Source organism: Nocardia salmonicida (assembly GCF_036142455.1).
Classification (GTDB): Bacteria; Actinomycetota; Actinomycetes; order Mycobacteriales; family Mycobacteriaceae; genus Nocardia; species Nocardia salmonicida.
In genome coordinates this window covers 2,023,280-2,045,198 of sequence record NZ_CP108014.1, presented here as the reverse complement: position 1 = coordinate 2,045,198, position 21,919 = coordinate 2,023,280, and the positions used below count along the sequence as shown (strand labels likewise).

Annotated in this window: 24 protein-coding genes and 1 pseudogene; 5 read left to right on the top strand and 20 right to left on the bottom strand. The window is 65.5% G+C overall.

Features of this window, described 5'->3' with window-relative positions; all coding sequences use genetic code 11:
- Window positions 1-214: 214 nt before the first annotated feature.
- The 5 genes from OHS03_RS09675 to OHS03_RS09655 all read right to left on the bottom strand — a co-directional run bounded on the left by OHS03_RS09675 (window position 215) and on the right by OHS03_RS09655 (window position 2,515).
- On the bottom strand, window positions 215-553 hold the full coding sequence (locus OHS03_RS09675; RefSeq protein ID WP_328662414.1) for a YciI family protein: 339 nt from the start codon (window positions 551-553) through the stop codon (window positions 215-217).
- Between the two features lie 9 nt (window positions 554-562).
- Window positions 563-1,006 (bottom strand): VOC family protein, encoded by a 444-nt coding sequence (locus OHS03_RS09670; RefSeq protein ID WP_328662413.1) that lies wholly within the window; start codon window positions 1,004-1,006, stop codon window positions 563-565.
- 344 nt (window positions 1,007-1,350) lie between these two features.
- Window positions 1,351-1,731: a cold-shock protein gene (locus OHS03_RS34665; RefSeq protein ID WP_407942470.1), complete on the bottom strand. Its 381-nt coding sequence runs from the start codon at window positions 1,729-1,731 to the stop codon at window positions 1,351-1,353.
- On the bottom strand, window positions 1,697-1,897 hold the full coding sequence (locus OHS03_RS09660) for an Rv3202a family protein (protein ID WP_328662412.1): 201 nt from the start codon (window positions 1,895-1,897) through the stop codon (window positions 1,697-1,699). The genes OHS03_RS34665 and OHS03_RS09660 overlap by 35 nt, the downstream gene beginning before the upstream one ends.
- 177 nt (window positions 1,898-2,074) lie before the next feature.
- Window positions 2,075-2,515, bottom strand: a complete 441-nt coding sequence (locus tag OHS03_RS09655) for an Hsp20/alpha crystallin family protein (protein ID WP_328662411.1) — start codon at window positions 2,513-2,515, stop codon at window positions 2,075-2,077.
- Window positions 2,516-2,654: 139 nt separating this feature from the next.
- Between OHS03_RS09655 and OHS03_RS09650 the strand changes: the two genes are divergently transcribed.
- Window positions 2,655-2,963 carry a MerR family transcriptional regulator gene (locus tag OHS03_RS09650; RefSeq protein WP_056817405.1) on the top strand — a complete coding sequence of 103 codons (309 nt, stop codon included), beginning with the start codon at window positions 2,655-2,657 and terminating at the stop codon, window positions 2,961-2,963.
- A gap of 105 nt (window positions 2,964-3,068) precedes the next feature.
- Here OHS03_RS09650 and OHS03_RS09645 read toward each other — a convergent pair whose 3' ends face one another.
- The 4 genes from OHS03_RS09645 to OHS03_RS09630 all read right to left on the bottom strand — a co-directional run bounded on the left by OHS03_RS09645 (window position 3,069) and on the right by OHS03_RS09630 (window position 7,333).
- Window positions 3,069-3,227 (bottom strand): hypothetical protein, encoded by a 159-nt coding sequence (locus OHS03_RS09645; protein ID WP_328662410.1) that lies wholly within the window; start codon window positions 3,225-3,227, stop codon window positions 3,069-3,071.
- A gap of 348 nt (window positions 3,228-3,575) precedes the next feature.
- The gene (locus OHS03_RS09640; RefSeq protein WP_328662409.1) at window positions 3,576-5,006 is read right to left on the bottom strand and encodes a carotenoid oxygenase family protein; all 1,431 of its coding nucleotides are present in this window, start codon (window positions 5,004-5,006) and stop codon (window positions 3,576-3,578) included.
- Window positions 5,007-5,540: 534 nt separating this feature from the next.
- Window positions 5,541-5,714, bottom strand: coding sequence for a CsbD family protein (locus OHS03_RS09635; protein WP_328662408.1), 174 nt, complete (start codon window positions 5,712-5,714; stop codon window positions 5,541-5,543).
- A 335-nt stretch (window positions 5,715-6,049) separates the two neighbouring features.
- On the bottom strand, window positions 6,050-7,333 hold the full coding sequence (locus OHS03_RS09630; protein ID WP_328662407.1) for an MFS transporter: 1,284 nt from the start codon (window positions 7,331-7,333) through the stop codon (window positions 6,050-6,052).
- A 134-nt stretch (window positions 7,334-7,467) separates the two neighbouring features.
- Between OHS03_RS09630 and OHS03_RS09625 the strand changes: the two genes are divergently transcribed.
- A complete protein-coding gene (locus OHS03_RS09625) occupies window positions 7,468-8,427 on the top strand; it encodes a LysR family transcriptional regulator (protein WP_328662406.1) in 960 nt (319 codons plus the stop codon).
- Window positions 8,428-8,560: 133 nt separating this feature from the next.
- Here the strand turns inward: OHS03_RS09625 and gad are convergent, their stop codons facing one another.
- Window positions 8,561-9,943 carry a glutamate decarboxylase gene (gene gad / locus OHS03_RS09620; protein WP_328662405.1) on the bottom strand — a complete coding sequence of 461 codons (1,383 nt, stop codon included), beginning with the start codon at window positions 9,941-9,943 and terminating at the stop codon, window positions 8,561-8,563.
- Window positions 9,944-10,318: 375 nt separating this feature from the next.
- Window positions 10,319-10,492 (bottom strand): annotated as a pseudogene (locus tag OHS03_RS09615) (alpha/beta hydrolase); the annotation flags it as partial.
- A gap of 107 nt (window positions 10,493-10,599) precedes the next feature.
- On the opposite strand from OHS03_RS09615, the gene OHS03_RS09610 reads away from it, so the two are divergent.
- The gene (locus OHS03_RS09610) at window positions 10,600-11,793 is read left to right on the top strand and encodes a serine hydrolase domain-containing protein (protein WP_328662404.1); all 1,194 of its coding nucleotides are present in this window, start codon (window positions 10,600-10,602) and stop codon (window positions 11,791-11,793) included.
- Window positions 11,790-12,575, top strand: a complete 786-nt coding sequence (locus tag OHS03_RS09605) for a MerR family transcriptional regulator (RefSeq protein WP_328662403.1) — start codon at window positions 11,790-11,792, stop codon at window positions 12,573-12,575. The genes OHS03_RS09610 and OHS03_RS09605 overlap by 4 nt, the downstream gene beginning before the upstream one ends.
- Before the next feature lie 29 nt (window positions 12,576-12,604).
- Here the strand turns inward: OHS03_RS09605 and OHS03_RS09600 are convergent, their stop codons facing one another.
- From OHS03_RS09600 to OHS03_RS09585, 4 genes are all read right to left on the bottom strand, one after another.
- Window positions 12,605-13,003: a hypothetical protein gene (locus OHS03_RS09600; protein WP_062990881.1), complete on the bottom strand. Its 399-nt coding sequence runs from the start codon at window positions 13,001-13,003 to the stop codon at window positions 12,605-12,607.
- 146 nt (window positions 13,004-13,149) lie between these two features.
- On the bottom strand, window positions 13,150-13,650 hold the full coding sequence (locus OHS03_RS09595; RefSeq protein ID WP_328662402.1) for a hypothetical protein: 501 nt from the start codon (window positions 13,648-13,650) through the stop codon (window positions 13,150-13,152).
- Between the two features lie 234 nt (window positions 13,651-13,884).
- Complete coding sequence (locus OHS03_RS09590) at window positions 13,885-15,201, bottom strand: lipase family protein (RefSeq protein ID WP_328662401.1); 1,317 nt, start codon at window positions 15,199-15,201, stop codon at window positions 13,885-13,887.
- Window positions 15,202-15,368: 167 nt separating this feature from the next.
- On the bottom strand, window positions 15,369-15,926 hold the full coding sequence (locus OHS03_RS09585; protein WP_328662400.1) for a TetR/AcrR family transcriptional regulator: 558 nt from the start codon (window positions 15,924-15,926) through the stop codon (window positions 15,369-15,371).
- A 507-nt stretch (window positions 15,927-16,433) separates the two neighbouring features.
- Between OHS03_RS09585 and OHS03_RS09580 the strand changes: the two genes are divergently transcribed.
- Complete coding sequence (locus OHS03_RS09580; RefSeq protein ID WP_328662399.1) at window positions 16,434-17,732, top strand: PucR family transcriptional regulator; 1,299 nt, start codon at window positions 16,434-16,436, stop codon at window positions 17,730-17,732.
- On the opposite strand, the gene OHS03_RS09575 is transcribed toward OHS03_RS09580, so the two are convergent.
- The 5 genes from OHS03_RS09575 to OHS03_RS09555 all read right to left on the bottom strand — a co-directional run bounded on the left by OHS03_RS09575 (window position 17,715) and on the right by OHS03_RS09555 (window position 21,912).
- Complete coding sequence (locus tag OHS03_RS09575) at window positions 17,715-17,873, bottom strand: hypothetical protein (RefSeq protein WP_328662398.1); 159 nt, start codon at window positions 17,871-17,873, stop codon at window positions 17,715-17,717. The two genes, OHS03_RS09580 and OHS03_RS09575, sit on opposite strands and share 18 nt — an antisense overlap.
- A 134-nt stretch (window positions 17,874-18,007) precedes the next feature.
- Entirely contained in the window at window positions 18,008-18,148 is a 141-nt protein-coding gene (locus OHS03_RS09570) for a hypothetical protein (RefSeq protein WP_407942467.1), read from the bottom strand.
- Between the two features lie 73 nt (window positions 18,149-18,221).
- Window positions 18,222-19,664: an NAD-dependent succinate-semialdehyde dehydrogenase gene (locus OHS03_RS09565; RefSeq protein ID WP_328662397.1), complete on the bottom strand. Its 1,443-nt coding sequence runs from the start codon at window positions 19,662-19,664 to the stop codon at window positions 18,222-18,224.
- Entirely contained in the window at window positions 19,661-20,785 is a 1,125-nt protein-coding gene (locus OHS03_RS09560; protein ID WP_328662396.1) for an alcohol dehydrogenase catalytic domain-containing protein, read from the bottom strand. Before OHS03_RS09560 ends, OHS03_RS09565 begins: the two co-directional genes overlap by 4 nt.
- Complete coding sequence (locus tag OHS03_RS09555) at window positions 20,785-21,912, bottom strand: acyl-CoA dehydrogenase family protein (RefSeq protein WP_328662395.1); 1,128 nt, start codon at window positions 21,910-21,912, stop codon at window positions 20,785-20,787. The genes OHS03_RS09560 and OHS03_RS09555 overlap by 1 nt, the downstream gene beginning before the upstream one ends.
- Between the last annotated feature and the right edge of the window lie 7 nt (window positions 21,913-21,919).

Sequence of the window (21,919 nt, the reverse complement as noted above, 5' to 3'; positions counted from 1 at the left end):
GCACCGGCGGAATCCTCCCGGCAGCACAGTCCGTACGACATACTCGCGTCGAGCGAACCGATCATCGAATCACACTGCGGCGCTTCTTTTTTCAGGGACCACGGGCGCGGATGATCTGCCGACGCGGGGTACTCGACCTCCGCTCCTGGTCACCCTTCGGACTCGCGGCGTTGGGAACGGTCATCCCTGCTCCGATCGGCGGGGCCCGGATCGCTCATGCGGGGAGGGTGTCGCCGGGGAAGCCATGGCATGGGTGTACCTCGCAGCGCAGCATTTCGGCGCGAACGCAGGGGTCTGCGGCCATGATCTCCGCCGCTTGCTCGGCCGACACAGTCATGATCGCGACACCGGCCACGGTGTCGGAGACGACCGGGCACAGGACAGCGATCACCCCCTCGGCGCGCAGCGACACCATGCGTCGCTGATGTTCGAGTTCGATGGCGTCCGCACCATCCATCGAACGCTCGGGCCCCCAGTACAGCAACGCCAGGCTGTAGGGTTTCGCGGTCGCAGCCAGCGTCCGGATCTGTTCGTCGGTCACCGTCGAGCTCATGCTGCCTCCTCAGTCCTGGATGCGCTCGGCCAGCGAGACGATGATTCCTTCGGGTCCGCGCACGTAGGCCATCCGCCACGAGCCCTCGTACTCGCCGATACCGCCCACCAGGCCGTAGCCGCCGGCTGCCGCGTGCTCAACCGCGGCCTGGAGGTCGGTTACTTCGAAGGCGACGTTGCGCAGCCCCAGTTCGTTGGCCGGTGCGACCGGCGAACCCGGAAGGTGATCCGGGCGTGTGAAACTCGACAGCTCCAGCGTTGTCCCGCCGCCAGGCAAGCGCAGCATGACGATCTCGGTGGCGGCACCGCTCATGCCGATCACGGTGTCCAGAAACTCGCCTTCGACAGCCATCTTCTGATCAGCCTGCAGGCCCAGGCTGACGAAGAACGCGGTGACGGTGTCGAGATCGGCAACGGTGATGCCGACGTGGTCGAAGTGCTGTACGAAGCCCATCGGCGACCTTCCTCGGGGGTAACGAGCCAGCGGGGTCCGGCCTCGGTGATCCATCCGGATGCTGGCGCTCACCGTAGTTGGCCACAGCACACCGATCAAGGAAAGACCCAGCGCCCGGCCCCCGGAGCCACACACGAAAGGGCCGTGGTCGTGGCGGTCAGTGACGAGAGCGCGATTCGCCCAGTGGTGAAACACCATCCATGATCTCGGTCCACCACGTGTCGAGAGGGCTGGGTTCGGGCCACCGGACGACGGTGGTCTCGGTCTGCGTGGCCGGTTCTTGTCTGTCAGTGGCGTAGTCGGTAGGCATTGCTGTTCCTCGCAATAGGTCGAACTGCGTGCGCTCAGTGGCTGCGGGTTGCGCGAGCCCGCAGCAGCGATCGCACCCAACCCCCAGGTCGGGATGTGGCGATCGCAATGTCAGTGCCGGATTCGTCATAGGTCAGCACTTGGCCGGCTTCGGGCCCACGACCGGTGTCGGTCACGGTGAAGATCACGCGCTGTCCGGCGTGCAGGTGCTTGTAGCCCGGGGTAGCGATGGCGGTGTAGTCACAGAACACCGCCGGTCCGCCCCGGTCGGAGCGCAAGAACCCGAACCCTTTCGCCGCGTCGAACCAGCTCACGTGGCCGGGCTGCCAGTACCGGGATTCCCTGGCCTCGTGCTGATGCGGGTCCGGGTGCGTGCAGCGCTCAGCAGGCAAGACAGGAGAGGTCGTCGTCGGCATCAGGAAGGCTCCAGGCTTGGTCGATACAGTCGGTCAGATCGGCGCCGCGCCCAGGCTCCTGGGCGTACACGGCGGCGACGTCGAGGCCTGATTCGCGGTCCGAATCCGAGACGAAGGTCTCCTGTTCGACGCGATCGGCCTCGGAACCACTCGGCAAGGCTGTCATCGGGTCCTCCTCGATTCGGCTAGCGGACGGGATGGCGGCGGTGGCCGGATCCGCGGGCCCGGCCACCGGACTGCAGGGAGTCGAATTCAGCTCATTCGCAAGGGCTCGGAGATCGTTCGATATGCGACTGTCTGCCTCGGTGCTCGAGGCAGACATCGCCGACCTCTCCCAATGGATTCAGGCGTTGATCACCTGGGGTTCGCGGTCGTGATCGCGGGCGATCTCGATCTTGCGGGGTTTGGCCTTCTCCGCGACCGGGATCGACAGCCGCAGCACACCGTTGCGGTAGTCGGCGCGGATCTGGTCGGTGTCGAGGCTCTCGCCGAGGAACAACTGACGGCTGAACACCCCGCGCGGGCGCTCCGCGGCGATCATCGACCGATTCGCGTCGAGGCCGGGCCGCGACGCGCGCACGGTCACCACATTGCGTTCGACGTCCAAATCCAGCGATTCCGGGTCGATTCCGGGCAGATCGAACTCGACCACGAACTCATCGCCGTCGCGCCAAGCATCCATCGGCATCGCTGCCGGCTGTGCCGCAGTGCCGAACATCTGCTGGGTCAACCGGTCCAGATCACGGAAAGGATCGGTGCGCATCAACATGGTCGCCACCTCCAACTCACTCCATTCTCACTAGTACGATGTTCAGATAACCTCTGTCATCTGACATAGATATTTTCTAGCACTCTACCTAGATGAGTGCAAGTACTGGAAACAAGTAATCTAGGAGAGAATCGTAGTAATCGAGAGGACGCCGATGGTCTCCCCGCACAACTCAGGGCCGTCACCAGCACAGGCGGTGTATGCGATCTCCGTTGCCGCGGAGCTGGCCGGCATCGGGGTCCAGACCCTGCGCCTGTACGAGCAGCACGGCCTGGTCACGCCCGCGCGTAGCGCCGGCGGCACCCGCCGCTACAGCGGCGAAGACCTGACGCGCCTGCACCGCATCACCACCCTTACCGGCGATGGGGTCAATCTGACCGCGGTGGCTCGCATCCTCGAGCTCGAAGACACCGTCGCTCGGCTACGCGCGGAACGCGATCGACTACGCGCCAAGTCGACCTAGCCCGCGGACACCAGCCAGTCTGCGGCGTTCGGCCCTGCCACCTCGCCGTTCCGAACTGCTCGGTGCCAGCGACGCAGCCGAGTCTTTTGCCGCAGCGGCCTCCGGTCATGCAGCGGCCGTGCGGATTACGCGGCGGCCCGCCAGCGCGGTCACGCCGAGAGTGGTGCCCGTGCCGACAGCGATGGCGAGCGAATGCGGCAGCGTTGCCAGCGCTGCGAGTGGTTCGCCGGTCTTGGCGATCGCGAAAGGTATGGTGCCGGCCACAGCGCCGAGGCTGCCCGCGACGGCTTCACAGACCAACATTCGTCGCGATTGCTCGACCGTTGCCCCGATCAGATGCATCGAGGCGAACTCGGTATGGCGGCCACCAGATAGTTCACGGCGCCATCAGGGGCGCGTCACCGCCCTCAACGCCGTACCGGTTCTCGATGCCCTACATGGAAAGTGTGCCCGCAGCGACGCACGCTCCTGGCCGCACCGCCGCCGGGCTCGCCGCGACCCTGACCGCGTGTACCCAGAACCTCCAACCACGAGGACCTGTCTGCGTGTTCGACTATGACCTCCCCATCGACCACGAGCCCGGGTTCGGCCGGTGCCGGTGCGGCGGGTCGACTATCGGCCTGCGACGTCGTCGGTGAAACTACCGTGGAAACCAGGAAATACATGGCTGGTCATACGGGCGATCGCCAATGGCTCGCGTTCGATGTCGGTGGCATCCAGGACAACCAGCGCGGTGCAATGTTCGGCGGCTAGATAAGTGATAACCAGAATCCATCCGTCGTCCTCTGCCGCGGTTTTCGACCGGGGAACAAAGATCGGCTCGCCGGCGAACTCGCCCCCGAGGAAGACGTGACGACGTTCACGACCCGTCCGATGGTCGAATTTCACGATGGCGCCGGAAGTGTCAGGATGGTAGGCAGCGAAGTAGCTGAACCGATGTGGTCGCCCGGTACGTCGTTCATCATGCATGGGAAACTCCACCGACTCGAACTCACCGATGATCGTGCGCTCGACGTGCCCCGACTTGGTGATCCGCACGCGGGCCGGACGTCCGACGGGTGGCAGCCCGTCGCGGAAGGACTTCAACCCGCTGGTCAAGAATGCGAGCGAGTCGTGACATACGACGTCGAGGACGACATCGCCACGTTCGTCGTACGCGTTGTCGACGTGCACGTAAAGAAATGGGTCGCACTCAACGATCCGGTGACGGCCGCCGTCACGCGGCACGAGCACGATCTGCATCCCCTTCTCCGGCCGATAGTCCGCTGCATCGCCATAGGTTCCCCGGCCGAGCACCGCCAGTCCGGCCCGCACCGGGTCGACGACCAGCGGCGCCAAGGCGAATACCAGGTAACGTTCGGTGATTGCGAAGTCATGCTGCACGACAACGTGATCGAGACCGACGGTGCCGAGGCGATGCAGCCGACCCGATGGGTCTACCCGAAAACAACGCAGGCCTGCCGGAGTTCGGCGGCCGACTGTCACATCCAGACCGAAGTTGAACATTTCCCCCGTTGCCGGATCGATCTTCGGGTGCGCCGAGAACCGCGACGAGCGGGGCAATTTCCCGCCGAAGTCGCACCGCCCCACAGTGCGCAGATCATCCAGATCGATCTCCCAGGGCCTTCCTATATCACTGAGTGCCAACAGGCGCCGCGCGTGCACCACCGCGTGAGTGTTGGCATTGTCGGCGGGCGGCCGTCCCGTATTCGCCAAGATGCCGGATGCCTGCGTATACAAGCCTCGCACCCTCGCGCCTCGATCACGTTCCTCTGCAAGGAATTTCGGAGTCCGCACGTACCGCGACCGGAACCGCACCTCGCCGCCGTCGATGACGAACTTCGAAACCAACCCGTCGCCGTCGAAGGCGTGCCCGGCCCAGAACCCCCCGGCCTCCCACCTACTCGGGCCATTGCGATACAGCGTGCCGCGCAAGCCATCCGGCATGGTCCCCGCGACGTTCAGCACGACTTCGTCGGGACACTCCACCGCAGCTTCGAACGCACGATTCAAGGAAATAGGGGTATCAGTAGTTGGCGCCATCGGCTTACTCCACCGCGTCCCAGATTGAGTGAATGAGAGATTGACACATCTAGTCTCTCAGCATCCACCATCGGCGTCAATGGAGCGACGCGGTCCGGAGTCGGCCCAACATCGCTGAACGCGGTCGGCACACGCCCCAGCCTGGGTACGCAACGCACGTCACGGCATGTTCACCGCCAACACCGCACCCGCCGGTACCCTCGCCGCGGACGCGAGCCTGGCCGCCACCACCGACCGGGCCGACGACGACTCCACCTCGAAATGATGAGCCGAGACCTGTAAGACCCTGAGCTGTAAGACAACTCACCATTCGCGCGGCTGGCGCGGTACACACCCGGAGTCGCGATCGCGATCCTCACCATCACGACTTTTCTGGACTCGACGGCGTGCTGATGGCTCCATGAATGGCGTTCAGGGACTGCAGCGCGCATAGCGACAAGGGTGCGCCGTTCGTCGGGCGGTATGCGGACACGAACGAGCGGGCGGCACCCGGTAGGGCGCGCACCCGCTCGACGGCAGCGACAGAATTATCGGTCAGCTGCGGAAAGCATCCTTGACCTTCTCACCCGCGGCCTTGAGATTGGACTTGACCTGGTCGCTCTTGCCCTCGTTCTCGAGGTGCTTGTCGTCGACCGCGCTGCCGAACTTCTCCTTCGCCTGACCGGCGAGTTCTTCAGCCTTGTTGTTGGCCTTGTCAGCTGTGCTCATTGTCTAACCCCTTCCAGTCGGGTCCGACCGCCCTGCTCCTGTCGGGCCAGTCGAGTAACGAATAACCGGCCTGAGCCGAGACAAACAGCCGCAAGCACTCACCGGTGCCGCCGGTAACCTCTGTCCGGTCTCTGAGCTGGGACTCAGGCGTGAGGTTCGAGTTGAAATCGCTCCGAGCGGATCCCATTTGCATGTAGCCGCCAGCAGCTCCGGTCTCCAAGTCGATATTTCCGGCACGCGTCGTCGACCTGGAGGAGACTCGCAACGCTGGCCGGTGCGGAATCCCGGTCGGGTCGAACCGCCGCTCGAGCTGTAGCTGAAAGTTGTTGGTGGCATTATTGCTTGGCTTCATGTGAACCGACCGCTACCTGCGATTGGGCTCGGGTTGTGGGCACTGCGAGGTCGGGTGTAGATCTGAAGTCCTGGCGGCGGGGCAGCACCAGCGGAGTGGCGAGGATCAGCAGTCCTACAACCGCGATTGCTGTGCGTGGGCTGGTGGCGTAGGCGAGCACTCCACCTAGTGCGCCGAGGATGGCTATGGCGGCGCTACTGCTGATGGACCAGGCCGAAAGGGTGCGGGCCACAAGATCTTTGGGGGTTTGCTCGAGTCGGTAGGTGGCCAGTACCGGGTTGTACAGGCTCATGCTGATGATGATCGCGAGCTCGACAGCGATCACCGTTACGAGGCCTACCACCCCGGGCTGCACGAACGCGAGGCCGATCAGCCAGACCACGCGCAGCGTACCGACCGTACGCAGGATCCGGAATTGGCCGTACCTCGCCACGGCCCGCCCGGCCAGGCGTGAGCCGATGAGCCCGCCGAGACACGGGGCGGCGAAGGCGAGGCCGTACTGCCAGGGCGAGAATTCGAGCTCTCGGAGCAGCAACACGGCCAAGAGCGGCTCGGTGGCCATGATCAGACCGCTGACGAGCAGCTGGTTGAGGTAGAGCGCCCGTAAGCCGTTGCATGCCAATAGGTGTTGCCAGCCCTCGAGCAGGTCACTCGCTCGAATCCGGCGCTTGTCGGTGCGTTGCGGAGGTTCTTCGCGGCCCCGTATCGCGGCGATCCCCAGCGCGGAGAGCAGGTAGCTCAGCGCGTCGGCCACCACGGTGACGACGGGCCCGAACAGGCCGATCGCCGCTCCGCCCAGGGGCGGCCCTACGGCTATGGAACTCCACGTCGTCGACTCGAACCGTGCGTTGGCCACGAGCAGATCGTCCGGCCGGACCAACGCCTTGAGGTAGGCCCCACTCGCTGCCCCGAAGGCGATCTTGGTCGCGGCGACCACCACCGAGACGACCAGCAACTGCACGAAGCTGAGCATTCCGAAGGCATAGGCGGCCGGGATCGTCAGCATGACCGCGAACCGCGCCAGGTCCATCGAGATCATCACCGATCGCTTGCGGCGGAACTCCACCCACGGCCCGAGCGGCAACGCGATCAGCGCGCCCACCGCTGGTCCCACCGCCGACAGCGTGGATACCTGAACAGCGCCGGCATCCAACACCAGCACCGCGATCAGCGGCAACGCACCGAACCCCAGCCCAGAGCCGTAGGCACTGACCGCGTAGGACGCCCACAGCAATCCAAACTGCCGACCCAACGATCGTCTGGCCACCAAAACCCGAATCCTCCCCTTCGAACAACTCACTGTTGATCGCAGTGATCAAAGCAAGGCGCCGACAGAGCAGAATCAAACAACCGATCCGACGGCGAGCCACAACCAAGTGTTGTGCGAGTAGGGTTCAACGCGTGGATCTCAATGCCGTGCGCACCTTCGTCACCGCTGCGGACCAGGGCCAGTTCCAGGAAGCTGCCACAGCGCTATCGATCACGCAGCAGGCGGTCTCCAAGCGCATCGCGACTCTGGAGAAACATCTGGGTGTGCGCTTGTTCGCCCGCACGGCCCGCGGCGCCCAGCTCACCATCGACGGCCAGGCATTTCTGCCCCATGCCCGGGAACTGCTTCGAGTCGCAGAGCGCGCCGACGCTTCCGTTCGCCCCGGCCGCCGCGCACTACGCGTGGACATCGTCGCCCGGCGCGTCATAACAGCAATGGCCCTGCAGGACTTCCATCGCGCGCATCCCGACATCGAACTGGACCTTGTCACCCTCGATGCCGACGTCGATGCCGCGATCGCCGCTGTCGAAGCAGGAACGATCGATGCCAGCTTCCATGCCGTCCCCCCTCAGCAACATCTACCCCCGGCGATCCGCACTGCCCGAGTAATCAACGAACCGCACCAACTGCTCGTCGGCCCGCGTCACCTGCTCGCCAACGCCCGCACCGTCACGCCCACGCAGCTGGCCGGACACCGAATCTGGATGCCCGGCCTTGTCGGCCGTGGCGAAGTCACCGACTACTACACCGAACTCACCGCCACATTCGGGTTCACCATCGACGTGCTCGGCCCTGTCTTCGCAAAAGAGGCTCTGCTCGACGAGATAGCCGACTCATCAGATTTGGCGACCCTGATCGGTGAGGGCACACGGTACCTATGGCCGGACAGCTACGACCTGCGGCGCATACCGGTGCGTCACCCGACACCGATCTACCCGATGTCACTGATCTGGCGGAAGGACAATCCGCATCCCGCGCTCAGGAAGCTCCGCAACTACCTCGACTCCAGACGAGCGGACACACCCGAGACCGAGGTCTGGATACCGACATGGGCGCAACGCATCCCCCGCACCACAGCGCTGTCCAGCTGATCGGCAATGCGTCGGAACGTGAATCTGGGGGTGCAAGGCGGCCCGCTGAGACGGTCATTTGATTTCGCGCGAATGTTGCGATGTGCGTTGAATAATTGGGCCGACCTTTGCAGAGGATATTCCCCGGCCGGGCTCAGTGCGCGAACGGGCGCAGCCGGTCGAAGTATCCGTTGGGCTTGAGCGCGTCGAGATGTCCGAGCGCGGTGGTCATGTCATCGCTCAATGCCCTGGCCATGTCCGCGGAGAACCCTTCCCGCACCACGATGCGTAATACGGCGATATCGGTGGCGTTGTCCGGCATGGTGTAGGCGGGCACCTGCCAACCGTAGGCGCGCAACGCTTCCGAGACGTCGAACTCGGTGTAGCCGGGGTTGCCGGACAGCCGAAAGCTGATCACCGGGATCGCCGAGCCGTCGGTGATCACCTCGAAGTGCTGGCTCTCGCGCAGCCGATCGCCGAGCCATCGCGCGGTCTGGGAGAGGGAATGCATGACCTGGCCGTAGCCGGCGCGACCGAGCCGCAGGAAGTTGTAGTACTGGCCGATGACCTGATTGCCGGGCCGGGAGAAGTTGAGTGTGAAGGTCGGCATGTCGCCACCCAGATAGTTGACCCGGAAGACGAGGTCGTCGGGCAGGTACTCGGGGCTGCGCCACACCACGAACCCGATGCCGGGATAGGTCAGCCCGTATTTGTGACCACTGACATTGATCGACACCACGCGCGGTAGCCGGAAGTCCCACACCAGCTCGGGATGGACGAAGGGCACCACGAAGCCGCCGCTGGCCGCGTCGACGTGCACCGGGATATCCGGTCCCCCGTCGGCAGCGAGCTTGTCGAGTGCCGCGCAAATATCGCCGATCGGTTCGAGTTCACCGGTGAATGTCGTGCCCAAGATGGCCACGACGCCGATGGTGTCCTCGTCGATGTTCTCCAGCACCTGCTCGGGCGTGATGACGTAGCGGTCCTTCTCCATCGGCAGATACCGCGGTTCGACGTCGAAGTAGCGGCAGAACTTCTCCCACACCACCTGCACGTTGGAACCCATCACCATGTTGGGGGTGCGGCCCTTCCACCCGTCGCCGACCTTCGCGCGCCACAGCCACTTCATGGCCAGCCCGGCCAGCATCACCGCCTCGCTGGATCCGATCGTCGACACCCCGATGGCACTGGCCGGGTCGTCGTCGCGCAGACCCTCAGCGTGGAACAGGTCGGCGACCATGCATACACATCGCTGCTCGATCGCTGCGGTGGCGGGGTATTCGTCCTTGTCGATCATGTTCTTGTCGAACGTCTCAGCCATCAGCTTCTCGGCCTGAGGATCCATCCACGTCGACACGAAAGTAGCCAGGTTCAGTCGGCTGCTCCCGTCGAGCATCAGCTCGTCGTGGATGAACCGATAGGCGACATCAGGATCCATACTTTCCGCGGGCATCCGCAGCGCGGGTACCGGATCCATCGACAGCCGCCCGGTATACGCCGGGGCGATCTGCGGAGCGTGCGTGCGTTTGCGCGACATGAGATCCCTTCGAGTAGAGACCGGCGATGGCGGCTCGGATATGAGTCAGAACGCCGACGCGAACCTCGGCTCCTTCCAACACGGCGACAACACCCAGGCGCCGGATGTGCTTCGAATGATGCCGTCGGCGAGTCCTGGCTGCTTCACCCGATTCGGATGAAATAGCGTGGGTGGTTCACCACGCAGCTACGCCCGGCCGACATTCGTCAGGTCGCAATTGTCAATTGATTGCGGGTGACGGCCGCTCGCGATCGGGCGTGGGCTCGGGTGCGAGAACCTCGGACAGAAACCGCAGTTGATCGCCGAGCGCCTGCCGATCTGGAAAAGGATCGGGCAGGACACGCGACCGGCGACGGTGGTCGGCCGGTTCAATCCGACGGCGAGAACATGACCGCCCGAATAGGACGTTCCCCAGACGATGACGCGGTCGGGATCCACACCCGGTAACAGGAGGGTGCCGATACCGGCATCGGCGAAGGCTTCGGCGTAGCCGAGCAGCCAGGTGTCACGCGTGCCACCGAAACCGTGCGCCATGACAACGGCGGATTTCGTGACCCCGCAGGTGAGCTAGATCACTATTGCTGTTGACCTTAGGTCAGGGTGGAAGCTCGTCGCAGCGGCACGAAGCCGACTGGAAATCGAAGGAGCGAACCACCATGTCGATCACCCTTTCCGGCGACGAAGAGAGCACTCCGCGGACTGCGGCCGCCAGACAAGATCGCCCGGAGTTGCAGAAGGCGATCGAGCAGATCGTCGAATCCGGGTTCCTCGGAGTATCGCTGCGCGTGCACGACGAGCGGGGCGAGTGGGTCGGCAGTGCCGGGGTGGCCGAGCTGGGCGGGACGGCGAAGCCCCCGATCGACGGGCATGTCCGGATCGCCAGCAACACAAAGACATTCACCGCGGCCCTGGTGCTGCAGCTGGTGGCTGTTGGCACAATCAGCCTCGAGACCCCGGTGGCGAACTATCTGCCCGAGCTCGGGCTCGACGAGCGGATCACGGTGCGGATCCTGTTGCAGCACACCAGCGGGGTATTCAACTTCACCGGCGAGATGTACGAGGACGGGACGATCGTGCTCGGGATCCCCGCACCGGGCACCCCCTTGGGTAAAGAGTGGGTGGACAACCGATTCCACGCCTACCGGCCGCAGGACCTGGTGGAGCTGGCGCTGTCCAAGCCCGCGCGATTCGAGCCCGGCACGAGCTGGAGCTACTCCAACACCAACTACGTCCTGGCCCGGCTGTTGATCGAAAAAGTCAGCGGCCGCTCCTTCGCCGAGGAGATGCAGCGTCTGATCATCGAACCGCTCGGCCTGTCGGGCACCGTGGTTCCGGAGAACTCACCGGAGATTCCCGAGCCGCACGCCCACGCCTACTACCGGTTCGAGGACGACGGCGAGGAGAAGATCGTCGACGTCACCCGGCACAACCCCTCCTGGAACCCGTGCGGCGGTGACATGATCTCGACGACCCGGGATCTGCATACCTTCATCTCCGCGCTGCTCAGCGGCAAGCTCCTTCCCCCGGAGTTGCTGACCCAGATGTGCGCACCGCATCCGACGGGCATCCCGACGATGGACTACGGCCTAGGGGTCTTCATCCGGGACCTGGGCCCGGACGGCGGCGGCATCGTCATCACTCACAACGGCGGCCATGCGGGCTATGCGACGCTGATGTATGCGAGCCCCGACGGCAGCAAGACCATGACCGCCTCGCTGACCTGCGTAGACGACTCAGAGATGTCTGTGGCGGTGCCGTTCCAGACCGCTCAGCAAAAGCTCCTCGACGAGGTGTTCGGAGGCGGTCAGGCCGCGCGAGCGGCCGCCACACAGGGCAGTCTGAGCAGATGAACAACGGGGTCACGATCGGGCAGGCGGCGGCATTCGTCGGTGTCACGGTGAAGACGGTGCGGCACTATCACAAGCTCGGCTTGGTCGCGGAGCCCGACCGCGACAGCTCCGGGTTCCGCCGGTACGGGTCAGCAGAGTTGTCGCGACTGGTGCAGGTCCGGACGCTGGCGGCCGCCGGGGTGCCGCTCGCCGAGGTCGAGCCCCTGCTCGCTGCCGACGCGGGGTCATTCGCTGCCGCACTCGCCGACGTCGGGCGTCAGCTCACCGAACGGATCGAGGATTTGATCGCGCGCCGTGACACGCTGGATCGGCTCGCCGCCGGCGACCGGGCGTTGCTGGGCGACCGCGCGGTCGCGTTGCTCGAGCGGATGACCGGCCTCGGCTTCGCCATCGACGAAGTGGCGAAGGCTCAGGAGGGCTGGGTGCTGGCCAAAGCCCTTGTCCCCGATGGCTTCGACGATTACCTCACCCATCTCGAGCACGCGCTCGACGACCCCCACTATGTCGCCTTGATCAAACGCGCCGCTGAGGCTGTGGCCTGGCAACCGGACGATCCGCGCATCACCGAGCTCGCCACCGCCATGGCCGAGCACTACCTCGCCAACCCCGAACACCTGAAAATTGTGACCGCCCTGCAAGCACGCACCGATGCCGCGACTCGGTACACGCTCATCGCCCGCCACGGCGAGGATCGGGAATCGGCCACGACCCGAGCAGCCGCGGTTTTCGAGAACGAGCTCCGTGCCGCAGGCATTCATATCCCCAGGCCGCACTCCCATTGACGGTGCGTGCCACTTACCACCGAGGCCATTCAGGTGCTGTGCGTCGGCTGTTCTGGATCTTCCTTCGCTTGACTGGGCTTCTGATCGGGGTCGATCCTGTCCGCGCGCTCCCATTCTTTGTCCAGGTCGGCGCGCGATTCCGCGGCGTCGCTGTGGTGTGCCTGCGCCTGCTGGGCGAGCTGTTCGGCATGAGCAGCTTTGGCGTCGGCTTCGGCCTGTGCGGCACGGCTTCGGGCGGCGATCTCCTCCGCCCGCGCTTCCCGCTGTCCGACTTCGAATTCTTGTTCCGCCGCCCGATCGCGGATTTCCGCCGCGTCGACCCGCCGGTGTTCACGCCGACTGCGCATCAAAGCCACAATGACGGCAGCAAGCACAATGACGACTACGACTGCGACGACGATAGTCACGACTACACTGGTGGTGCTCATTCCGCTACTCCTCGCATCCCCCGTGTTGTCCTTACTCAATCGGGATACCCCCGATTGGAAAGACAAACGATGAGCAGCTAGCCGCTTCCATCCGACATCGCATCCCGAAATGTTGATTCGAAGGGGCGAGGCGCCTCAGGCCAGTGCTACATCGTCGGGGCCGACCAACTGATGCTGGGCCAGGACTCGGGCAGATGGATAGATCCATCGAGGATCAACCGCACCATATCCTCGTAGCCTTCGCGCATTTCGGCGAGATGGTTCCACGCTCGGTGCCGTTGATTGGTGTCCTGGGTATTGTGTAGTGCCCATTGAGCGCAGGCAGCGGCCTCGGCGACACGACCGATTACCCCGCCCACCGAATCGATGCCACGCGGAACACCTGGGCGGGGCCGCGGAAGCCGGGCGGTGATCCAGACATCTATGTCGTGCACGACCTCGACGATCTGTTGGCCGACGCGAACAGCAGTGGGCTCGGTCAGCCAGTCCCGATACAACGATCCGAGAGTGCGAGCCCATCGCGCCAACGGCAGATCACAGTCGGTACGCCCATGGATCGCGGCCACCAACTCCTGCGGCGAGAGGAACGGCCCGTGTTGGGATGAGACCGAATAGCGCGGAATCGGCAGATTTCCTTCACTGAACACAGCAACTCCTGACCAGGCAGCGCAAGTAGACGCATGTCCGCCGGGCCCCGCACCGACGCAACGGACTTTTGCAGATTGCGATACACGCCACAACAAGCTACCAGCGGGTAGGCCATGGTGGCCGTGACCAGTTCACACTCTCAACAAACCCTTACATCTGGCGCGGGCCTGGGAACTCTCCCGAATCCCGAGCTTGACGACGGCTGCCGGTCGCAGGCGACCGGCAGCCCGAGATCACAGATCCGACGTCAGCGGGTTGCCCTCGGGGATCGTCCCGCAGCTCGACCCGGCGGACTCACCCGCGAAGCGGGCATCGATCCACGAGACGGCGCCGACACTCCACACACCCAACGTCGGAATGTGGCTGAGCTCGTCGTACTGCCGGTATTCGACGAAAGGGTTTCCGTCCGCGCAATACTGTCGGGCAAGGCTGCGGACATCACCGGCGACCATGACACCGTCACCGGCGCCGACCGACGGCTTGCTCCCGTCCGTGCCTTCCAGACCTCCGTTGGCGCCCTGGGCGATGTAGAGCGGGATGGTCGGTGTCGGCGCGTTCGCGAGGTTGACCTTGCCGACCGCTTCGACAAGGGGCGCAACGGTATTGGGGTCGAGGTACTCGGGCTTGACCATCTGCTGCCAGCTCAGGCCGGGGTACTGGAACAGCACGTTGGCGATCGATGCGGACCGGAGTGCGGCGACTATCTGTGCGCCGTAAGGGCTCAGGTAGGTCGAGAAATCGATGTCATAAGAGCGGGCGACACCGATGATCGCCATGGCGGCCACACCGGACCAGCCGACGCTGCCGCCGACGTAGCGCAGGTTGTGCGCGGGATTGACCAGCAGACCACCCTGCGTCGCGCCGACGAGGTTCGCGTTCACTTCGGGGGCGTATTCCGGTGCCAGCGCCGCGGCCCAGTCGGTCGCGATCGCGCCGCCGGAGTAGCCGACCAGGCCGATTCGCGTCTGGGCCGTGAGCCCAGTGACCTCGGAACGGACTGCCGCCCGGATCGAGTCGAGTGTGTTCATGCCGTACTCGGGGCCCGCCGCGAAATTCGCCTGCTGCCCTTCGGTATCGGCGATGATCACCGCATAACCGCGGGCGAGGATGTCGGCGATCACCGTGGCCTCCGAGGTGAGCACCATGCCACCGAAGCTGACATCACCGGCGATCGAACGCGAGGGACCGTGCTCCGGGTCGAGCGAGTCGTAGAAGGACTGGTAGGCGACCGCCCGTGTCGGGTCCACTCCACCGGGCGGGATCAAGATGGAGGTGACGTTGGCACTGGGTCGGTACCGGGCGTCGGTCGTCCGGTACAGCAATTGCACCGCGGTGATCGGCGTGGGGATGCCGGCCAGGTGATAGGTCGTGGTCCGGCTGTCCAGAACGGTGCCGGGCTCAACGTCGGCCAGCGACAAGCTGTCGCGGTAGCTGTAGAACGGGTCCGATACCGCATGCACCGGTGGTGCGAACACTGTTGTCGAGGCGAACGCCACCGACAGCGCGGCAATCGCCGACATCATCGGGGCGATCGAGCGTGCATTCTTCAAGAATTTCCCCTGAAATCAGATACCTGGTACCGGATGAAATCCAGCAGCCATTTCGAACGAGGCCGAGGGCGGGATCGACACGAATACTCGACCACAACCGGACACAGATATCCGGTTGCTGGAACGTATTCTTAACGCAATCGTCTCGCTAGTCAAGTACGCGAGTTCTAGTCACACAGGGCGCGCTGCAACAGTCCCCAACATTTGCCCGCCACCCATGCTCGTTCCGATTCCGGCGTCTTGTTCAGCAGCGCTCCCAGCATTCCCACGGCCAGGAAGATCTCCTCGGCCGTGACGCCACGGCGCACACTCCCGCGACGACTGTCGTCGGCGAGCTTCTCGTCGAGCAAGGCATACAGGCGGCCGATGATGTCCGCCAGGCGCGGGTCACTGCTGTCGGCGAGACGAAACAGGTCGAACAGCACCGCGACCTCGACTATCTGGTCGACGATCTCGGCCAGCAGTTCGTCCAGAGTCGAGTCGACATTGGCGACCATCGACTCCAGCTGGCCGAGGTTCTCCTCGAAGACCGCGAGAATAATCGCCTCACGGCTCGGAAAGTGCCGGTACAGGCTGCCTTGACCCACTCCCGCCGTGCGCGCGATCAGGTTCAGCGGAGCGTCCAGCCCGTGCTCGGCGAACGTGGCCTTCGCCGCGACGAGCAGGGCGACGCGATTCTCCGCGGCAGCAGCAGGTCCCCTGTTGGCACGACGTGGCGAGCTCATCCGGGCAACGTTACCCACCAGCCGATCCAGTCCGGCACCGAACTGCGCCGCAAGTGTCGGCAATCTGCGCGCCCAGGTGCCCGACAACGCGGGCGGATCACCCCGACATCGAGCCGTTCACTCCCCCGGTCGCCTACCGAAGTTCTATTCGAATACCGAGAATTGGCAGCCGACGAACTAATGTATTTCGAGTATCAAACAATTCAGCCGACGCCAGACGGATTCCGGGACGACGCTGTCCGGAGTATTTACGCCGCCCGGCGTTGACCGATTCGAATGTAGCAGTGACACCCCGACCTACCAACTGAATATTTCAAATTTGTTCGCCTTTCCAAGCACGAATGCACGATTCGTACGCCCCCACAATCCCTACCGTCGAACATCGCAGACCAGGAATTATCCGGACATCACAGTCCGGTTGCGCTAGGGTGCAACTATGCTGGTATCCGCTCCCTCCGACACCACATCCGCGCAGCCCGCACGGCCCGACTACCACCTGACCGTGCGGTGAAGACGGCGATCCCGCGCACGGAACGCCACGGTGGCGAGTCGACGCCCACCCCTGTGGCGAACAAGGCATCGGCGGTCGAATGGCTCGCGGCTTTCGCGCTGCGGATGCGGTCGGAGTCCGAGTCCGAACTGATCTTGTCCGCTGTCGACTCCGCGATCCAGGAGACGTTCCCGCACTACCTCGCCGATGTCGAGGTCCATCGGGAAGTCCGGGCAGCCACCAGAGCCCATTGGTTGGGCTTCCTCGCGGTGATCGGGCGCACGCAGTTCGAGGCACGCCCACCCACCGAAGCCATGGACGGCGCGCGGACCGTGGCGCGCCGCGGCTACGGCGTCGACATGCTGCTCAAGACCTACCGAGCCGCGCAGCGGGGGTTGTGGCGATACATCACCCAGGTCCTCCACCAGCAGATCCCCGATCCCGAGCTGCGCGGGGCGGTGCTGGTCATCTTCTGGGAACACAGCACGCAGTGGCTCGATACCTGCCTCGACGGCATCGTCGCCGCGTATATGAACGAGCGTGAGCACCACACCCGCAACTTCGACGCCCAGCGCACAGAGATCGTTCAGGCCATCCTGCGCGGGGAGCCGGCGCCGTCCGCCGATTCGCCCGACTATCTCGGATACCCGATGGACAAATCCCACGTCGCGATCGTTCTCTGGACCGACCGCGAGGTGCCCGCTCGACACGCGACCGGTCTGCTTCGCGAGCACGCGTCCCACATCGCCCACGCCCTCGGGGCGCCACCGCCGCTGCTGATCAGCAGCGGCGTCCACGGCCTGTGGGCCTGGATGGCAACCTCGCATCTCCCGGACATCGCTGATGTACCGGTGCCGCCGATCGCGCACATTCATCTCGCGATCGGTACCCCGCGTTCCGGACTGGCGGGCTTTCGGCGCAGCCACCTGGAAGCCGGTGCCGCTCAGCGGATCGCGACCAGCGCGCGCAACACGAGCGCGGTCACCTTCTACCGGGACGTCGACCTGGTCTGCTTGCTCACCGGCGACGGAGATATCGACTCCGTGCGCGCGCTCATCGAGCGCGAACTCGGCCAACTCGCCGATCGGAGCGAGCCGACCGCCCGTCTTCGCGACACGGTGCTCGAATACCTGTGCGCCGGAGGCAATATCGATGCGACCGCGAGTCTGCTCGGAGTGCACGGCAACACCGTCCGGTATCGGCTCAGACAGGCGGAGCGCCGCCTGGGTCATACGATCGAGAGCCGACGGGTCCACATCGAGCTCGCGCTGCGCTGTCTCAGCGTCTACGGCGACGAACTACTCCCAGCGTTGTAGGCCGACAGGTGCCGGGCGGGCGGCGCCGGGCCACAGTGCGACGTGGTCGACCCAGGCTGCGCGACGTTGCTCGTAGCTCATCGCCAACAGCCTGGTCAGTCTTGCGCCCTGCACCTCGTCGACCGGAGTGAAGGTCTGCACCCAGGCACCGTCGATCAGCGGCAGGGACAGGTTGGTGAGATGCAGGGTGATCGGTGCTGCGCCGGGTGTTCACAACGCCCTGATTGCTGTAACCCCTACGCGCACAACGCCGATGACCTACGCAGGATGGTGGCCTACCTTGGCGTGCGCCTGCGGGGACCCGGTGGCAGACCCACCTCACCCGGGGTGATCTTGGCGCGACGGGATTTCAGGAACGCACCGAGTTGGGCTCGGCGTTCGGTGCGCACCGAACGTAGGTCGACCACTTCCCTCATCCCACCATCGTCGCCGATGCCGATCCCGGTATCCAGGTGGTACTGGTACCCGGATCGGCGTGGGCGCGGGTCGTCAGCGGGCGATGGCCAGGTACTGCACCTCTTGGTATTCCTCCAGACCGGTGCTGCCACCTTCTCGGCCCAGCCCGGAGGACTTCATCCCGCCGAAGGGTGCGGCCGGGTCGGAGATCGCGCCGGTGTTGACGCCGACCATGCCGGTCTGGAGCGCTTCGGCGAAATCGAGGGTGTCGCCGAAGTTTTCACCGAACACGTAACCGGCCAAGCCGGAGTCGGTGTCGTTGGCCAGGTGCAGCGCCTCCGCCGGGTCGGTGAAGGTGCGGATCGCGGTGACGGGGCCGAATACCTCCGAATTCCACAGGCGGGTCCGGGTGTCGACGTCGGTCAGGACCGCGGGTCGGAGGAAGTGCCCGGATCCGTCGATCTCGGCGCCGACGGTATGCAGGTGTGCGCCCTGGCTGACCGCTTCCTCGATGAGCGCGGTGATCCGCCGCACCGCCGCGTCGTCGATCACGGGTCCGATGCGGGTGGATTCGTCGAGGCCCTCGCCCACCGGCAGCGCGGCGACGGCGGTGCGGAATCGTTCGGTGAACTCCGCTGCCAACGAGTGGTGAACCAGGAAGCGGTCGGCGGCGACGCAGGTCTGTCCGGCGTTGCGCAGTTTGGCGAGCACCGCGCCGTCAACGGCCTTGTCCAGATCGGCGGACTCCAACACGACGAAGGGCGCGTTGCCGCCGAGCTCCATCGAGGCCCGCAGGACTCCTTGCGCGGCTTGTCCGAGCAGGGTGCGGCCGACGGCGGTGGAGCCGGTGAAGGTGATCTTGCGTAGCCGCCGGTCGGCCAGAATCGGCGCCGACACCAGCGGCGCGCGCGAGGTCGTCACACAGTTGACGACGCCCGGTGGCAGTCCTGCTTCCACCAGGATTCGCATGAATTCCAGTGCGGTGAGCGGGGTCTGGGGCGCTGGCTTGAGCACGACAGTGCAGCCCGCGGCGAGCGCGGGGGCCACCTTGCGGGTGACCATGGCCAGGGGGAAATTCCACGGTGTGATCGCGTAGACCGGGCCGACCGGCTGTTTCCGGACAGCGATGCGGCGGCCGCCGCTCGGTGCCGGGAAGTAGGCTCCGCTGCCGCGGGTGGTCTCCTCGGCGAACCAGCGCAGGAACTCGGCGCCGTAGGCGACTTCGCCGCGTGCCTCGGCGAGCGGCTTGCCCATTTCCAGGGTGATCGTGCGCGCGATCCGCTCGGCGTCGGCATGGAGCAGGTGGAACGCGCGCAGGAGGATGTCGCTGCGCCGACGTGCGTCGGTGGCCGCCCAGTCCTGCTGCGCGGCGGCCGCGACGTCCAGCGCGGCCAGGGCTGTCACGTCGTCGCCGTCGGCGACGGTCGCGATCTGCGCACCGGTGGCGGGATTGTGCACGGGCATCGTCGTCGCGCTGTCCACCCAGTGGCCGCCGAGGAACTGGGCGACCGGGAGGTCGGAAAGAGTGGATGTCATCGTGTGGGCCTTTCCGGTGCGAAGACGATCACCTGGCGCACAGCAGCGCCGTCGGCGAGCTGATCCATCGCCTCGTTGAGGTCGTCGAGTCCGATGCGGGCGGAGATCAGTTTCTCGACCGGCAGCCGACCTGCCCGCCACATCTGCTCGTAGCGAGGGATGTCGCGCGCCGGCACGGCCGAGCCGAGGTAGCTTCCGACCACGGTGCGGGCCTCCGCGGTGAACATCAGCGGTGACAGCGTCACGGTGGCCGACGGGGCGGGCAGGCCGACGGTGACGGTGGTTCCACCGGCAGCGGTGGCCAGAAAGGCGGTTTCGAACGCGGCAGCGTGACCGGCGCACTCGATCACGTAGCGCGCTCGAATTCCTTGCGCCGCAACCTGTTCGGGTGTGTAGGTTTCGGTGGCGCCGAGGTCGCGGGCGGCCTCGAGCTTGGCGGGCAGGCGGTCGACCGCCACGATGCGCCGCACGCCGATCGCGGTCGCGGTGAGCAGCGCGGCCATTCCCACACCACCGAGCCCGACCACCATCAGGTCGTCCTCGGGGCCCGGGTCGGCGACATTGAGTACGGCGCCACCGCCGGTGAGCACGGCGCACCCCAACAGTGCCGCCACCTCCGGCGGCACATCAGCACCGACCGCGACGACCGAAGCCTGGTCGATCACGGCGTGCGTCGCGAATCCGGAGACGCCGAGGTGATGGCGCACCGGCTGTCCGGCCCTGGTCAGTCTGCCTGGGTGGTGCAGGAGTTCACCCGCGGTGTTGGCTCGGGTCCCTTCGGTGCAGGGCAGCGCCCCGCCGCGGGCGCACGCCGCACAGCGCTCGCAGCGCGGCAGAAACGACATGACCACCCGGTCGCCGAGGGCCAGATCGTCGACCTGCTCGCCGAGTGTCACCACGATGCCCGCCGCTTCGTGACCGAGCAGCATGGGTAGCGGCCGCAACCGATTGCCGTCGACCACACTGAGATCGGAGTGGCACACACCGGCTGCTTCGATGCGGACCAGCACCTCGGTGGGACCCGGTTCGTCGAGTTCGAGGTCGTAGACCCCGATCGGGCGCGACGACGCGAAGGGCCGCGGCCGGTCGGGGTGGTCGAGGACCGCGCCACGGATGCGCATCAGATCTCCGCCTTCTCGGGCTCGGCCAGCAGACCCGACAGGTAACGCAAGTGATCGCTGGTGTCGCCGAGGGTGTGCTCGATGGTGGTGAGCCGCGCGGTGTAGTGACCGACCGGGTATTCGGCGGTCATGCCGATGCCGCCGTGCAGCTGGATCGCCTGTTGGCCGATGTGTTTGCCGGAGAGGTCGATCCGCCGCTTCGCGCGGGAGGCCACCGTCGGGTCGACTACTCCGTCCGCCAGGGACATCGCCGCGTACAGGCTCATGCTGCGGGCCAGTTCCAGCGAGACGTACATGTCCGCGGCTCGATGGGTGAGGGCCTGGAAGGTGCGCAGTGCGACACCGAACTGCTTGCGGGTCTTCAGATATTCGGTGGTGAGGCGCAGCGCCTCGGCCATCGCACCGACCGCTTCGGCACCCAGTGCGGCTTGGGTGGTGATCACGGCTTCGTCGATGACGGCACCGGCGTCGAGGCTGGCGCCGAGCAGTTCGGCGGGCGCATTGCGCAGTTCGATATCGGCGCCGCGACGCCCGTCGTAGGTGCGGTAGGCGGTGCGCACGACCGCCGGGTCACGGGCGTCGACCAGGAACAGGGCGGTCTCGCCGGTGGGCACCACGGCCGAGACGATCAGGCGGTCGGCCCGATCCCCATAGGACACAGGGCTTTTGCGACCGGTCAGCGTCCACTGGTTTCCGTCGTCGAGCGCCAGGGTTTCCACCTGCGTGTACGGCCAACGGAGGCCGGGCTCGGCCTGGGCGAAGGCGAACAGCTGCTCGCCCTCGACGATGCCGGGCAACAGGGCCGTGCGCTGGTCCGGGGTGCCTGCCCGGCCGATCAGGAGGGCGGGCAGCAGGGCACAGTCGAAGACCGGTTCCGGCGCCAGGGTGCGGCCGAGTTCCTCCAGGGTGAGCATGGTTTCGATGGGGCCGCCGCCGATGCCGCCGTCCTCGGCCGACACGGTCAGCCCGAGCAGACCGATCTCGGCGAAGGCCGCCCACACCTTCGGATCCCAGCCGGGATCATCGGCGATCACCTCCGCGCGACGCTCGGGGGTGTAGTGGCGGGTGAGCACGCTGCGCACGGTGTCGCGCAGCATGGTCTGTTCAGTGGTGAAGGTGAAATCCATGGCGAGT

Bases quoted from the DNA above. Each gene is read 5' to 3' on its own strand.
- OHS03_RS09675 (WP_328662414.1), bottom strand. From the start codon at position 553: ATGAGCTCGACGGTGACCGACGAACAGATCCGGACGCTGGCTGCGACC.
- OHS03_RS09565 (WP_328662397.1), bottom strand. From the start codon at position 19,664: ATGACATCCACTCTTTCCGACCTCCCGGTCGCCCAGTTCCTCGGCGGC.
- OHS03_RS09570 (WP_407942467.1), bottom strand. From the start codon at position 18,148: ATGAGGGAAGTGGTCGACCTACGTTCGGTGCGCACCGAACGCCGAGCC.
- OHS03_RS09560 (WP_328662396.1), bottom strand. From the start codon at position 20,785: ATGCGCATCCGTGGCGCGGTCCTCGACCACCCCGACCGGCCGCGGCCC.
- OHS03_RS09610 (WP_328662404.1), top strand. From the start codon at position 10,600: ATGTCGATCACCCTTTCCGGCGACGAAGAGAGCACTCCGCGGACTGCG.
- OHS03_RS34665 (WP_407942470.1), bottom strand. From the start codon at position 1,731: ATGCCGACGACGACCTCTCCTGTCTTGCCTGCTGAGCGCTGCACGCAC.
- OHS03_RS09600 (WP_062990881.1), bottom strand. From the start codon at position 13,003: ATGAGCACCACCAGTGTAGTCGTGACTATCGTCGTCGCAGTCGTAGTC.
- OHS03_RS09640 (WP_328662409.1), bottom strand. From the start codon at position 5,006: ATGGCGCCAACTACTGATACCCCTATTTCCTTGAATCGTGCGTTCGAA.
- OHS03_RS09555 (WP_328662395.1), bottom strand. From the start codon at position 21,912: ATGGATTTCACCTTCACCACTGAACAGACCATGCTGCGCGACACCGTG.
- OHS03_RS09605 (WP_328662403.1), top strand. From the start codon at position 11,790: ATGAACAACGGGGTCACGATCGGGCAGGCGGCGGCATTCGTCGGTGTC.
- gad (WP_328662405.1), bottom strand. From the start codon at position 9,943: ATGTCGCGCAAACGCACGCACGCTCCGCAGATCGCCCCGGCGTATACC.
- OHS03_RS09635 (WP_328662408.1), bottom strand. From the start codon at position 5,714: ATGAGCACAGCTGACAAGGCCAACAACAAGGCTGAAGAACTCGCCGGT.
- OHS03_RS09585 (WP_328662400.1), bottom strand. From the start codon at position 15,926: ATGAGCTCGCCACGTCGTGCCAACAGGGGACCTGCTGCTGCCGCGGAG.
- OHS03_RS09660 (WP_328662412.1), bottom strand. From the start codon at position 1,897: ATGACAGCCTTGCCGAGTGGTTCCGAGGCCGATCGCGTCGAACAGGAG.
- OHS03_RS09650 (WP_056817405.1), top strand. From the start codon at position 2,655: ATGGTCTCCCCGCACAACTCAGGGCCGTCACCAGCACAGGCGGTGTAT.
- OHS03_RS09670 (WP_328662413.1), bottom strand. From the start codon at position 1,006: ATGGGCTTCGTACAGCACTTCGACCACGTCGGCATCACCGTTGCCGAT.